Consider the following 11,859-nt stretch of genomic DNA (forward strand, 5'->3'; position numbering starts at 1 on the left):
TCCATCTGTTAAATTCGCATGAAGCGTTGCAAAAAAGAGAGCACCCCTATGTTCGCGTTTTCCCGATTCCTGATTTATTTCACCGAAGTGGCCCGCCAAGGCTCGCTGCGCAAGGCTTCCGAGGTGTTGCACGTGTCGGCTTCATCCATAGATCGGCAGATTTTGCGGGTAGAAGAGCAATTGGAAATGCCTCTGTTTGAACGTCATCCATCAGGATTACGTATGACAGCGGCGGGTGAAATTTTGCTTAATGCCGCTAAGGGTTGGCAAAAAGAGTTTGGGCGCGTTTGCACCCAGCTGGATGATCTGCGCGGGCTACGGCATGGACATGTGCATATTGCGACGATTGATGCCATTAACCGCGGCTTTTTTTCGTCCATCTTGCAGCGTATCCGGCAAGAATATCCGGGCATCTCTTTTACCCTGACCACCATGAGCAATATTCATATCGCCAATGCGCTAACTGCGGGTGATGCGGACTTTGGCATCATGCTGAATCCACAAAGTTCACGCGAGTTGCTGGTTAAATCTTTTGCGGATTTGCGGCTGGGCATTGTGGTGAATAGCCAGCATCCGTTGGCAGAGTTGGAATCGATCCGCTTTAGCCACTGCGATTCCTGGCCATTTATCGTGCCATCAGCACCGCTTATGCTGGCTGAACCGCTGGAAGCGCTGCTGAATACCTCGGGGATTACCTTGAACGAAGTAGGGCGAACCAACAATATTCATATGCTGCGTTCGCTGGTGCGTGATGATGTAGGCATCAGCATCATGTGTTGGCTGGATATTGTAGATGAGCATCGGCGCGGTGAACTGAAGTTCATTCCGCTGATTGATCCGATTTTGAAGCCGTTCACGCTGTCGCTGTGTGTTGCACCGCAGCGCCAACTTTCGATTGCTGCGTCAATGATGTTACGTGAGTTGGAGACGTTCTTTGCCATGATGCAAAACGAACAGGCGATAGCGGCGCAAGAGAAAGGGTCTCGCGCCATCACGTAACGCTGCTGGATTTACGCGGCGGTATCTGGCTTTACCAGGAAGCAGATTAAGGTGGCATCGCGTTCGCCAGTGATCTCGTTTATCTCATCAAGGTCGCTGGCCGCGTCACCACGACCCAGACGCTGATCGCCAATGTTGATCACGCCTTCCAGCACGACGATATAGGCGATCAAACCCGGTAACTTTGGCACTTCAAGCGTCTGCCCGCGCTCCAGCAACGCATCATAAATATAAGCATTCTGACGCAATTCCAACGGAGCATCCGACGCTTCGGGGCCAGCGAGTTCAGTCCAGCCATTTGGCAACACGCCCTGATCGCGCTCAAGTACCTGCGTCATGGCTTCACCGCCAGGCTGCGCGGGTTTAATCACCGCCTGCAACACTTCGGCCTCAAACAGCGGCACCGATTCTTCATAACGTACGCCTTCGCCAGCGTTCACCAGCATCACGCGTTTTGCGGAGAGTGGCGTGCGCTCGCCATTACTGTCCTGATGCAGCATGGAACCGCGCCAGAGATAGGTGAAAACCTCTTCATCGCGATGTTCCTGCATCGGAATGCGGGCATCGAGTTTTAGCGTCATGAGATCAACGCTCACCAGCGGGCTAAGCGCTTCGCCCGGACGTTGACGACGCACGGTAAAAGGGCCGTATTCAAACAGTTGTTCAGGATTAGCACGCATGATGTTCATGGTTTGTCCTTAAAGATTGAGTCGATGGCAACGATCATAAACGATCCGCTGAAAATGAGAAGTCGTTGGTTTTGCTGAGCCCGGTCAACTTTTTTGAATGAGGTGTCGCCCGCCAATATGGCAGGCGACAGGCTCGCTATTTACCTTGCTCGTCGCTTTCGCCCAGGAAGAAATACCACAGCGGAATGGAGAACAGACCGGTAAACACGGTGGAGTAGAGCAGAATCATCATCGCCTGTGTGAGATACATCGTCAGCGACCAGTCGCTGAACGGAATGTGATACTGCTCAATCACACCGCTGATCATGGCGCGTGACATTACCGTGCCCACAATCAGGGCCAGCACCGTGACGCTGCGCAAAAAATAGCGCATCTCTTTACGCTTAACGGCGAAGCGTGACTGAATGATCGCCAGCGGCGACTGCTGATCCAGCGGCGTTTCGATTTTAGGTTGTGCTGCACGTTGCGCTTTACGCCAGCGCTGAATATCCAACAGGACAAAAGCCAGCAGGCTAAAGCCCATTACCGGCAAGGCATAACCCAATGCGAGAACCACAATCAGCGAGGCGCTTCGGGTATACAACGGCAACGCCAGCCATGCGGAGGAGAGCGTTTGTGCTGGATTAAGCTGCGGCACCGCCGGACGACGTATCCACCACATGCGATAACCCAACACAATCATGCTGCACAGGCCCAACCCAAACAGCGCCAGAATCAACTGATTCGGTAAGCCAAACAGCACGCCCATATGCGCATCCACGCCCCACCGCGTCAGCTTGGCAATCAGCGGGAAAGAGGCGAATTCAACGTGATCAACGATGCTGAAATCGTTGGGGTTAACGGAAACGGAATCGACCTGGCTTGGCCAGCTGCGATCAATTTCGGTCACTGTCCAGGCTTGCTCAGCGTTTTTTGGCTGACGTAATTCTACTTTTGCCGCATTAATGCCTGCGCCACGTGCCGCATCGAGCACCCGATCCCAGTCAATATTCGGTTGATTAATTACGCGCGGGCTGGCCGCTTTTGTCGGCATTTTCATGCTGGACATATCCATGCCTTCCATCGCGCCATGATGTTCAGCATGAGGATCGGCCGGTGCTGCGGGTTCGCTGCTGTTCAGCGCGGTGATAACCTGCGGCGTTAGCCAGTTAAAATCGCTGCGCATTTTGTTGATGTTGTTGCCTGCCCACTGCGACCAGGTCAAACCGGTTACAGAGAAAAACACCAGGCCAAGCGACAACACCAAGCCCAGCGTGACGTGCCAGTGACGCGTCAGGGCAAAACCGCTTTTAGCTTTTTTAACCTGACGACGCGGCCGCGTGCCTAGCCACAACACAATGCCGCCAAGCGCCGCTACCCATAACCAGGATGCCGCAAGTTCACTGTAGTTACGCCCAAAATCGCCCAACAGCAAGCTGCTGTGCATCTGATCAATCAAAGTGCGCAGCGGCAATACACCGCTGGTGCCAAACACCGTCATGTCACCTTTTACGTTAAGCGTATAAGGATCGATAAAGAGGGATCGCGATTCAGAAGGGCCAAGATTGGCTTGGGTAAATTGCACGCGCGTCGTGTCATTTTTACCCGGCGCCGGGCGTACCGCATAAATCCGCGCATTCTGCCCAGCACGATGGCGTGCAGCCTCAACTTGCTCAGACAAAGGTTTGGCTATGCCTTGTGGCTGAGTGGTTAAGGTATTGCTGTAGAGCGCGTTTTCCAGTTGGGGCGTCAGCACGTATAAGGTGCCGGTTAAGGCCGCAACGAAGATAAACGGCGCGATAAACAAGCCGATATAAAAATGCAGGCGACGAAAAAGATTAAGCACCGCGCCGCGGGGTGCTGGGGAAAGTTCCCGTGATGACGACATAGCCATTCCACACTATTCAAAAGACAGGAGACACCTTCCGGCGCAAACGTGCGCAAGAAGAACAAGTCAAAAAGCAGTGAAGTTGAACGCAGAATGTGGCGGTGCGCGCGGGCGATGGATGCCAGTAACGCGTCGCAACAGCGGTTGAACAAGGGCAGGCGTCGGGGGGGCGCGGGAGATCACCAGCATCAGCCAGATCAGCGTGACAAACACCCACAACATCAACGGGACATGCACCAGCAAATCACAGTAACCGCAGGCGAAGCTTTCATCCATCGTCATTGCATGATCGGACATGGGCATATCGGTGTGATGATGCATCATCGACATATCGGCACGCATGGCTGACATGTCGTGCGTCATAACCATTTTGTCATGACGTTCTGCAAGGTTCTTCGACACCACGGGTGCAACAAACAACAGCAGCACGGCCAGTATCGCAATACAGGCAGTGAGTTGATGTTGCAGCCGCGCAGAAAAGGTCATAAGAGTGCATTTTACGTCAGAATTTAGAGGCGGCAGTGTAACGCGACATCATTAAAGGGGTTAAAAAAAGTGGCGCTATTGCCAAAAAAATTCGCACCTTTTGAACATATTCACTTTCGCGGCCGCCTCCATTAACCTAGTGGTTACTCGCGAAATACATATTAATAACATTGTCGTGTGAAAATGCGGGTCCATTTTGCTGGCTTTTGGTGTGGGTTAATGAATAACGATAAAAGGACGAAAAATGAAAATTGTTACCCTCGATGGCGAAACGTTGCCGATTCCCCCAACGCCACCTGAATGGTGTAGCGACTGGCAATTTCGCGCGAATACTGCTGCTGAGAGTATTGTCGCAGCGCTGGCTGGCGCGACCATCGCCATCACCAACAAAGTTCCGCTGCGAGCGGAAACGCTGGCGCAACTTCCCGACCTTCGCTACATCTGCGTAGCGGCAACCGGTTATGACTGTATCGATCTCAACGCCTGTCGCGAGCGCGGTATTGTGGTCAGTAACGTGCCTGGGTATTCAACACGCAGCGTTTCAGAAGGCGTCATCGCGTTTATCTTCGCATTGCGCCGTCAGCTGGTGGATTACGTCAACAGCACACATCAGGCCTGGCCCAATTCACCCCATTTTTGTGTACACCGTCAGCCAATTTTGGATATTGCTGGCGCAACGCTGGGCATTGTCGGCAAAGGTGATATCGGCAAAGCAGTGGGACGTATGGCGACAGCATTAGGTATGAACGTGCTGTATGCCGAGCGCAAAGGCAGTGAGACGATACGCGAAGGTTATGTCAGCTTCGAGGAGATGTTAGCCAGCAGCGATGTGATTACGCTGCATTGCCCGCTGAGCGATCAAACGCGCCAGCTGATTGACCGCGAATCCCTCAGCAAAATGAAACCGCAGGCACTGCTGATCAACACCGCGCGAGGCGGATTGATCAACGAAGCCGATCTGGCGGCTGCCTTGCGCGACGCAACGATTGGTGGCGCCGCGCTGGATGTGCTGAGTAGCGAGCCGCCAGGACGTGATAACCCGCTGTTGCAAGCTGAACTCCCGACGCTGCTGCTGACGCCACATATTGCCTGGGCAAGTCAAAGCGGCGTTCATAATTTACTGCAAGGTATTGCGGCTAATCTGGCGGGTTTCCAGCAGGGCGCGCCGGTCAACGTCGTCAGTTAAGAGGTTAACGTGGGCAGGCTTCACGCCTGTTCATCCCTTTTACTTCAACGAGTCATTCTCATGCTCACCAATCTTTTACACACGTTTCCCGAAGCGGCTAAAAAGGGGGCAGAGGAGACGTTTGAAACCATCCTCAGCCGACCCAACTTGTGCATTGAGCGTATCGTTTCCAGTGGGCAAGCCAGCCCGCCTGATTTTTGGTATTGCCAACAGCAAGGAGAATGGGTGATGGTGATTCAGGGGGCCGCCGGTTTGCAACTGGAAAATGAGCCGAACGAACGCGTCTTAAGGGCTGGCGATTTCGTGAATATTCCGGCCCAGTGCCGTCATCGCATTAACTGGACAAGTAGCGAGGAACTCACGGTGTGGCTGGCAGTGCATTACGAGATTCCGGCGGAATAGAATTTCCGCCGGATGGGATTGGGCCTTAGCTAATCTGCTTCGCGCTGCCCGCCAGCGGTGCGAGCAACATTTGCACGCAACTCAACGCCACCAGCACGCTAAACGGCAATGTCCAGTTACCGCTGTGCTCATGCAGTATGCCAAAAAATAGCGGTCCCAGCGCCGCCAATCCATAACCCACGCATTGCGCCATACCGGACAACTGTGAAGCCTGACGGTGATGGCGGGCGCGCAAGTTGAACAGCGAAAGAGAGAGCACCAGCGATGCGCCCGCGCCTAATCCTGCCAGTGTCAGCCAAACTATCGCTAACTGCGGATACAGCAGTAATCCCAGCATGCCAAAAAAGATCGCAGATGAAGCGATGAACGCAAGCAACCTGGCATCGCGCACGCGTTTCAGCGCCACCATACAACCTAAATTGGCCACAATTGCCACAGCCTGATACCAAAACAGCAGCCATCCGGCTTGCGCCTGGCTAAAACCGTGGGCTTGCGCATAGGGCGTAAACCAGTCGATCAAGGTGTAGAAAGCCAGAGATTGCAATGCCATAAACAGCGCGACTTGCCAGCCGATAAGGGTTCGCCAGGGATTGCGAGTGGGCAGGTTTTCTGTGGATGCCGTTGATGTTGGCTGTTGATGACGATGGCGCAGCAGCGGCAACCAGACCAGGAGAGCAATCATTGCCGGCACCGCCCACACGCCCAGCGACAAGCGCCATCCAAGATCGGAAAGCGCGGTAAGCGGCACCGCAACACCCGATGCCAGGCTGGCGGTAATCGACATGGTTGCCGCATATAAACCAATATACTTGGCGGTGTGTTCGGTGAAGTCGCGCTTGATCAGGGGCGGTAACAACACATTGGCCGCCGCAATCCCTGCGCTTAATAACACGGTTCCTGACCAGAGCGCGGTTTCACTTTCGCTCCAGCGAACGATTGAACCCGCAGTAATTAAGCAGAGCGCCCCCCATAAGCTGCGCTCCAGGCCAATTCGCTGGCTCATAAACGCCGCTACGGGCGCTAACACAGCAAACAGGATCAGCGGAATAAAGTTGAATAGGCCCGCAGCACTGGCGCTTAGGCCAAATGTCAGACGAATATCTTCCAACACCGGCCCGACGGCGGTAATTGGCGCGCGCAGGTTGGCCGCGGTAAGCAATAAAACAAAGAGGAAAAATCCAGAACTCGAAATAACGGAGGAGGCTTTAGCCGGTGTTTGAACAGTCGTCATGATAAACATCACTAAGTGCAGCAAAGCTGCAGGTGGTGCGTTGGTTGACGTTAACGCTTACGCATCATATTTGATGTCTGCGCGCTACTTTAATGATGGATGTAGGTGGTGTAAAGCGTTGATAAAAAACAGAGAGAATAAAGCGACTTAACACTATTACGCGTTTGTGGTGAGCCTGTTTTGATAAAAAAGCCATCATTACAGCAACCTAAAATAGCCGCCAGGTAGTTTTACCAGGCATTAAGGGTAATCACCCGAATGTTCAGCGTTGATTAAGGTGGGTAGAGTTATCACCTGCTTACTTTACTCAGGAACTGACATGAAAATCGCTTTAATTACACTCGCCTTTTTAGCTTCTGGTTCGGCTTATGCTGCTTCAAATAACGCAACGCTGATTGAAAAAAATATTTCGTTAAATCAGGCGAATAGCCTGGCAAGCGCAGCCATCGCCTCTTGTGCAGCACAACAATATGACGTGGCAGTAACGGTTGTTGATCGCGCGGGTATTGTTAAAGCAGTACAGCGCATGGACAATGCAGGCCCGCATACGGTAGAAGCCAGCCGCATGAAAGCGTTCACCGCGTTAAGCAGTAAAAACAGCAGCGGCAAGGTAATGGAAGCCGCACAGAAAAATCCAGGCGCAGCCAATATGACCGCGATTCCAGGTTATCTGCTACTGGCGGGCGGCGTGCCGGTGAAGAGCGGCGACCAGGTGATTGGCGCTATCGGAATTGGCGGTGCACCGGGCGGCCATCTTGATGAAACCTGTGCGCTCGAAGCATTGAAAAGCTTTGATGCGTCCTAAAACGTCATCTAAGGTTTAGGGCGATATCATTCGCCCTTTCTCTATCAGGAATTTTACGCATTGCGCCTGCGAAACATCGCTTTAATGAGTTGGCTCGTTCTAAGCATTTTGTCTGCCGGGCTGGCGGGTCTGTGGCAGATACAACAGCAATACGATCTGCGTAATGCTGAGTTTTACCGCATTCAACGTGCACTGAGCAATATCCTCACTCAAAACGAAACCTTCTTGCCACTGCTATCCGGTAACGAATCGCTGGCGGCACTGCAACACAAATTCCCTCAACTGCTGGCGATGGAAAAGACCCAAGGCCGTGCGCTTGACAGTCAGCGTGTCGAGCCCGCTCAGGCAGGGCGTTACTGGCTTTATAATCCTTATCAACAAACCCGCTTTTTAATTGAGCTGGAACCGTTGATGCGCAATAAAACCGACTTTCTTTCGCTGCGTTTACTTTGGCAGCAGCAGCCAATGATTATCGAGGGCAGCGCGAAACCGAAAGCGTTTTGGCATTGGCAGCAAGCGTTGGCGCATCCGCTGCAACCCTTTGTTCTGGAAGCGGATGCCAATCCAGCCTGGCGACAGCTTTCCTGGCTGCCGCTGATTTCAGCGACGATGTTGTGGGGCATCATTGTGGCGGCTACGCTGGCCTTATTCAGCCAACGTCAGCAGCAGAAGCGAGCAGAGCAGCGCGCGCTCTATTATCAACATTCCCGCCTCAATGCGCTGGGTGAAATCACGGCTGGGATGGTGCATGAGATCAATCAGCCGCTTACCGCTATTCAAACCTATGTCCAGAGTGCACAGCGGCTGGTAGCGCGCGGGGAATATGCCATGCTGCCCCAGGCGCTGGAAGCCTCATTGCGCCAGACGCAGCGTATCAGTGAGCTGCTTAAACGTTTTCGTGACAATGTCTCCCAAAAAGAGATTTTGTTAGAAGCGGTTGATCTGAGTGTCATGCTAGCGCGCGTTGCAGCGTTGCTTGAGCGTGAGATGCGCGCGGCAGATATCACGCTGAACAGCCAGTTTGCGCAGGATGCCTCATCAGTATTAGCCGATGCGCTGTGGCTGGAGCAAATCTTTCACAATCTCATGAGCAACGCCATTCAGGCGCAACAGAATAGCGCGCGAGGAACGATCCGCATCGAAAGTCGTCGCCTCCAGAATAAGATAGAAATCGTGCTGCATGACGGCGGGCCGGGATTCAGTCATGAAGCGTTACAGCACGCTTTCATGCCGTTCTTCACCACGCGTCAGGAAGGCATTGGATTAGGCATGACATTGACCGAAACGCTCATCTTACGTATGAATGGAGATATCACCTTGAGCAACGATCCCGCCGGTGGTGCACGGGTTACGTTGCGACTACCGGCAGCAAGGAAATGAGTGATGGAAACAATTTACATTGTTGATGATGACGCATCGGTGCGTGAATCGCTGATGTTCCTGATGCAATCAATGGGTTGGGCTTGCCAAAGTTTCGCCAGTATTGATGCTTTGATGCAGCAAAAAAATACCGCTTTACACGGATGTTTGCTGCTTGATGTGCGTATGCCAGGGAAAAGTGGCTTGGCCTGGCTGGAAGAGGGTGAAATGCCGTTCCCGCTGCTGCCCATCATCGTGATGACTGGGCATGGCACTATCGACACGTGTCGACGCGCTTTTCATCACGGTGCGTTTGATTTCTTCACGAAACCTATTGATGTCGACGCGCTGATTGAGGTGATCAACCGCGCGCTAAGTGAAAGCCAACGGCTTGCTGAGAACTGGCAACAGCAGCAGGTCTTGATTACGCGTTATGCCCAACTCAGCGTGAGGGAAAATGAAGTGTTGAATTTGCTGGTAGAAGGATTAACCAGTAAAGCGATCGCAAGAAAACTGGACCTATCGCCGCGAACGGTAGAAGCGCACCGGGCGGCGATTTTAACCAAGTCTGGTGCAAACAGCCTGGCGCAATTAATTCGCGATTATCAGCGGTTGCAAACTCAGTGATCAGTGGAATTCAGGCTCAGGAAAATGACCGCAATCGGTTTGATTAGGACTGGTATTTGGCTGACAGGTTTGTTGACGCGTTTCACCTTTAGGCACCGGTTTTTCGGGGCCCCACGGCGAACTGCAGGCGGTTAACGTGGTAATGAAGAAAATCAGGGTGAATAAACGCATATCCGCTCCTTGTTAGGATTTTGAGAGAGCAAACAAACGTCGGTGGTCTATAAAGCGTCCAGCAGACCAGAGGCGTATCGCCTAAGTGTGGTCAGTCAACAAATAATGTCAATTAAAACAGGGCAAACATTAACGCGACGGGAAAACTCATTGGCCAGGTTGCGCCGACCAGAAATGCGCTCAACAACTTAATGCTGAACTTATCTTTAGCGATAAAGAAGGTGATAAGCGCTGCGACAGAGGCCACCACGGCGTAAAAAACCAGCATATGTTGGTAAAGGGTCATCAATATCTCCGCAGCATCGTAAGGGTTTTCGCTGCGCATGATGCTGATTTTCGTGATCCAGATCAAGTAAAAAGCCGCTTTTTCTCCCCATAAAACGCTGTTTCTCTCCGACCTGTAGCGTGAAAACTGTGATTTCAACGCTCAGGCGATTTCAGCCTGAAAGCGGCCCGGTAAAACGGCTTAAAACCCTTGAGCTACGCAGCGCTATCGAGAAAAAACCGCACGGCGAAAAGACATTCCACATTCGCGCGTCAGGGCATTGATAGCAAAAAAAGAGCGCCCCAAGACGCTCATTCAGGCCAGCTCGCTAGGCTTGAGGCATCAGCTCCGTTTTAATCCATCCCGGCTCGCGCTTATCAAAGTGTTTATACGCATCAATCACATTGCTCAGCGGTTCAACATTGGTCAGAACACCAACGGGATCGATTACGCCACTGCGGGTGAGTTCCAGTAAATGTGGGATAATGGTGTGATGATTACAGTTCCCCATTTTCATTGTCAGGTTCTTGTTCATCGCTTTGCCAATAGGGAAAATTTCCGCCGTGGGAGGATAAACGCCAATAATGCTGAGGCGACCCGCTTTTTTCACGCTGGCAATGGCCCATTCCAGCGCTTGCGTCGGCGCATCACCCGGCACCCAGTTGCCCTCCTGCGGATGGGTTTCAGGTGCGACCTGTTCAACTTCTTGCTTAAATTTATCGGCTTTTTGTTCGGCCTCATCGCTGGCGGGGCCATGATGAGCATGTTGGCTATCAACACCCACCGCATCAATAACAGCGTCTGCACCGGTTCCGCCCGTTAGCTGTTTAATGACGGCAACCGGATCTTCACGCTCAAAGTTAACGGTGAATGCCCCCTGACGACGCGCCATTGCCAGACGATCAACATGACTATCAACGGCGATGACGCGTGCGGCGCCCATCAAAAAGGCGCTGGCGATGGTGAATTGCCCAACCGGGCCACAGCCAAATACCACAACGATATCGCCACGGCTGATATCTGCTAACTCCGCACCAAACCAGGCAGTAGGGAAGATGTCGCTGATCAAGATCGCTTGCTCGTCACTGACGCCGTCGGGAATTTTTACCAACGTATTCGCTGCATAAGGAATGCGGGCTTTTTCGGCCTGTAAGCCATTTACTGGGCCTGTGGCTTGCGGGCCACCGAAGAAACAGGTTCCGGCTTCTGGCCCGTTGGGATTTGCGTTGTCACACTGTGCGGTATGGCCAGCACGACAGGGCGGGCAAACACCGCACGACACCGTTGAACACACCACCACGCGATCGCCGGGGGTGAAATTGCGGACTTCATCGCCAACGCTTTCCACAATACCTACGCCTTCATGCCCGAGAATGGTTCCCTGCTGCATATTGCTGAAGGTGCCACGAATAAAATGCAAATCAGTGCCACAGATAGCTGAAGCAGTTAATTTAATTACTGCATCACTGGGCTGCTCAATTTGAGGGTCAGGAACGGTATCCAGGCGAATATCACCTACCGCATGCCAGACTAATGCGCGCATATTTCCTCCAATCACGTTAAGAGATCGTCACGTATTAAAAATACCAAGTAAAGATTATAGAACTGATTCTGAATGCTATTTATCGAGGCAGAGAAATCTGAATAAAAATCAGGCTATTAATGGCGCAATTATTGTTAATAAATATTAATTTCTTGACCCTATGACTTACTAATATTTAACTATTTGAAAATTAAGATTAAATATTATATAGCATTTAAGCGAGACGGAA

General features: G+C 52.2%; 13 protein-coding genes. 6 read left to right on the plus strand and 7 right to left on the minus strand.

What is annotated here, in order from left to right:
• Window positions 1-48: 48 nt before the first annotated feature.
• Window positions 49-999, plus strand: coding sequence for a LysR family transcriptional regulator (locus SC127_RS14005; RefSeq protein WP_243079256.1), 951 nt, complete (start codon window positions 49-51; stop codon window positions 997-999).
• Window positions 1,000-1,010: 11 nt separating this feature from the next.
• Here the strand turns inward: SC127_RS14005 and SC127_RS14010 are convergent, their stop codons facing one another.
• The 3 genes from SC127_RS14010 to SC127_RS14020 form a co-directional block, all read right to left on the minus strand.
• The gene (locus SC127_RS14010; RefSeq protein WP_332626950.1) at window positions 1,011-1,688 is read right to left on the minus strand and encodes a pirin family protein; all 678 of its coding nucleotides are present in this window, start codon (window positions 1,686-1,688) and stop codon (window positions 1,011-1,013) included.
• Between the two features lie 136 nt (window positions 1,689-1,824).
• Window positions 1,825-3,555: a DUF2534 family protein gene (locus tag SC127_RS14015; RefSeq protein ID WP_332626951.1), complete on the minus strand. Its 1,731-nt coding sequence runs from the start codon at window positions 3,553-3,555 to the stop codon at window positions 1,825-1,827.
• Window positions 3,556-3,621: 66 nt separating this feature from the next.
• Window positions 3,622-4,041: a DUF2946 domain-containing protein gene (locus SC127_RS14020; RefSeq protein ID WP_215848567.1), complete on the minus strand. Its 420-nt coding sequence runs from the start codon at window positions 4,039-4,041 to the stop codon at window positions 3,622-3,624.
• Window positions 4,042-4,285: 244 nt separating this feature from the next.
• Between SC127_RS14020 and SC127_RS14025 the strand changes: the two genes are divergently transcribed.
• Together SC127_RS14025 and SC127_RS14030 are read left to right on the plus strand one after the other, a co-directional pair.
• Window positions 4,286-5,227, plus strand: a complete 942-nt coding sequence (locus tag SC127_RS14025) for a D-2-hydroxyacid dehydrogenase (protein ID WP_332626952.1) — start codon at window positions 4,286-4,288, stop codon at window positions 5,225-5,227.
• Window positions 5,228-5,287: 60 nt separating this feature from the next.
• The gene (locus tag SC127_RS14030) at window positions 5,288-5,629 is read left to right on the plus strand and encodes a cupin domain-containing protein (protein ID WP_243079252.1); all 342 of its coding nucleotides are present in this window, start codon (window positions 5,288-5,290) and stop codon (window positions 5,627-5,629) included.
• A 25-nt stretch (window positions 5,630-5,654) separates the two neighbouring features.
• On the opposite strand, the gene SC127_RS14035 is transcribed toward SC127_RS14030, so the two are convergent.
• On the minus strand, window positions 5,655-6,860 hold the full coding sequence (locus tag SC127_RS14035; protein WP_243079251.1) for a CynX/NimT family MFS transporter: 1,206 nt from the start codon (window positions 6,858-6,860) through the stop codon (window positions 5,655-5,657).
• 319 nt (window positions 6,861-7,179) lie between these two features.
• On the opposite strand from SC127_RS14035, the gene SC127_RS14040 reads away from it, so the two are divergent.
• From SC127_RS14040 to SC127_RS14050, 3 genes are all read left to right on the plus strand, one after another.
• Window positions 7,180-7,665, plus strand: coding sequence for a GlcG/HbpS family heme-binding protein (locus SC127_RS14040; RefSeq protein ID WP_332626953.1), 486 nt, complete (start codon window positions 7,180-7,182; stop codon window positions 7,663-7,665).
• Window positions 7,666-7,749: 84 nt separating this feature from the next.
• Window positions 7,750-9,045 carry a sensor histidine kinase gene (locus SC127_RS14045; RefSeq protein WP_332626954.1) on the plus strand — a complete coding sequence of 432 codons (1,296 nt, stop codon included), beginning with the start codon at window positions 7,750-7,752 and terminating at the stop codon, window positions 9,043-9,045.
• Window positions 9,046-9,048: 3 nt separating this feature from the next.
• Entirely contained in the window at window positions 9,049-9,651 is a 603-nt protein-coding gene (locus tag SC127_RS14050; protein WP_279234029.1) for a response regulator transcription factor, read from the plus strand.
• Here the strand turns inward: SC127_RS14050 and SC127_RS14055 are convergent, their stop codons facing one another.
• The 3 genes from SC127_RS14055 to SC127_RS14065 all read right to left on the minus strand — a co-directional run bounded on the left by SC127_RS14055 (window position 9,652) and on the right by SC127_RS14065 (window position 11,630).
• On the minus strand, window positions 9,652-9,822 hold the full coding sequence (locus tag SC127_RS14055) for a hypothetical protein (RefSeq protein WP_215848572.1): 171 nt from the start codon (window positions 9,820-9,822) through the stop codon (window positions 9,652-9,654).
• 112 nt (window positions 9,823-9,934) lie between these two features.
• On the minus strand, window positions 9,935-10,108 hold the full coding sequence (locus SC127_RS14060; RefSeq protein ID WP_243079431.1) for a GhoT/OrtT family toxin: 174 nt from the start codon (window positions 10,106-10,108) through the stop codon (window positions 9,935-9,937).
• Window positions 10,109-10,415: 307 nt separating this feature from the next.
• Complete coding sequence (locus SC127_RS14065; RefSeq protein WP_332626955.1) at window positions 10,416-11,630, minus strand: zinc-dependent alcohol dehydrogenase; 1,215 nt, start codon at window positions 11,628-11,630, stop codon at window positions 10,416-10,418.
• Between the last annotated feature and the right edge of the window lie 229 nt (window positions 11,631-11,859).

The organism is Pantoea sp. T14 (genome assembly GCF_036663535.1).
GTDB classification, from domain to species: domain Bacteria; phylum Pseudomonadota; class Gammaproteobacteria; order Enterobacterales; family Enterobacteriaceae; genus Pantoea; species Pantoea phytostimulans.

Excerpts from the sequence above, each read along its gene's own strand:
- SC127_RS14005 (WP_243079256.1), top strand. The coding sequence starts at position 49 with ATGTTCGCGTTTTCCCGATTCCTGATTTATTTCACCGAAGTGGCCCGC.
- SC127_RS14010 (WP_332626950.1), bottom strand. The coding sequence starts at position 1,688 with ATGAACATCATGCGTGCTAATCCTGAACAACTGTTTGAATACGGCCCT.
- SC127_RS14015 (WP_332626951.1), bottom strand. The coding sequence starts at position 3,555 with ATGTCGTCATCACGGGAACTTTCCCCAGCACCCCGCGGCGCGGTGCTT.
- SC127_RS14020 (WP_215848567.1), bottom strand. The coding sequence starts at position 4,041 with ATGACCTTTTCTGCGCGGCTGCAACATCAACTCACTGCCTGTATTGCG.
- SC127_RS14025 (WP_332626952.1), top strand. The coding sequence starts at position 4,286 with ATGAAAATTGTTACCCTCGATGGCGAAACGTTGCCGATTCCCCCAACG.
- SC127_RS14030 (WP_243079252.1), top strand. The coding sequence starts at position 5,288 with ATGCTCACCAATCTTTTACACACGTTTCCCGAAGCGGCTAAAAAGGGG.
- SC127_RS14035 (WP_243079251.1), bottom strand. The coding sequence starts at position 6,860 with ATGACGACTGTTCAAACACCGGCTAAAGCCTCCTCCGTTATTTCGAGT.
- SC127_RS14040 (WP_332626953.1), top strand. The coding sequence starts at position 7,180 with ATGAAAATCGCTTTAATTACACTCGCCTTTTTAGCTTCTGGTTCGGCT.
- SC127_RS14045 (WP_332626954.1), top strand. The coding sequence starts at position 7,750 with ATGAGTTGGCTCGTTCTAAGCATTTTGTCTGCCGGGCTGGCGGGTCTG.
- SC127_RS14050 (WP_279234029.1), top strand. The coding sequence starts at position 9,049 with ATGGAAACAATTTACATTGTTGATGATGACGCATCGGTGCGTGAATCG.
- SC127_RS14055 (WP_215848572.1), bottom strand. The coding sequence starts at position 9,822 with ATGCGTTTATTCACCCTGATTTTCTTCATTACCACGTTAACCGCCTGC.
- SC127_RS14060 (WP_243079431.1), bottom strand. The coding sequence starts at position 10,108 with ATGACCCTTTACCAACATATGCTGGTTTTTTACGCCGTGGTGGCCTCT.
- SC127_RS14065 (WP_332626955.1), bottom strand. The coding sequence starts at position 11,630 with ATGCGCGCATTAGTCTGGCATGCGGTAGGTGATATTCGCCTGGATACC.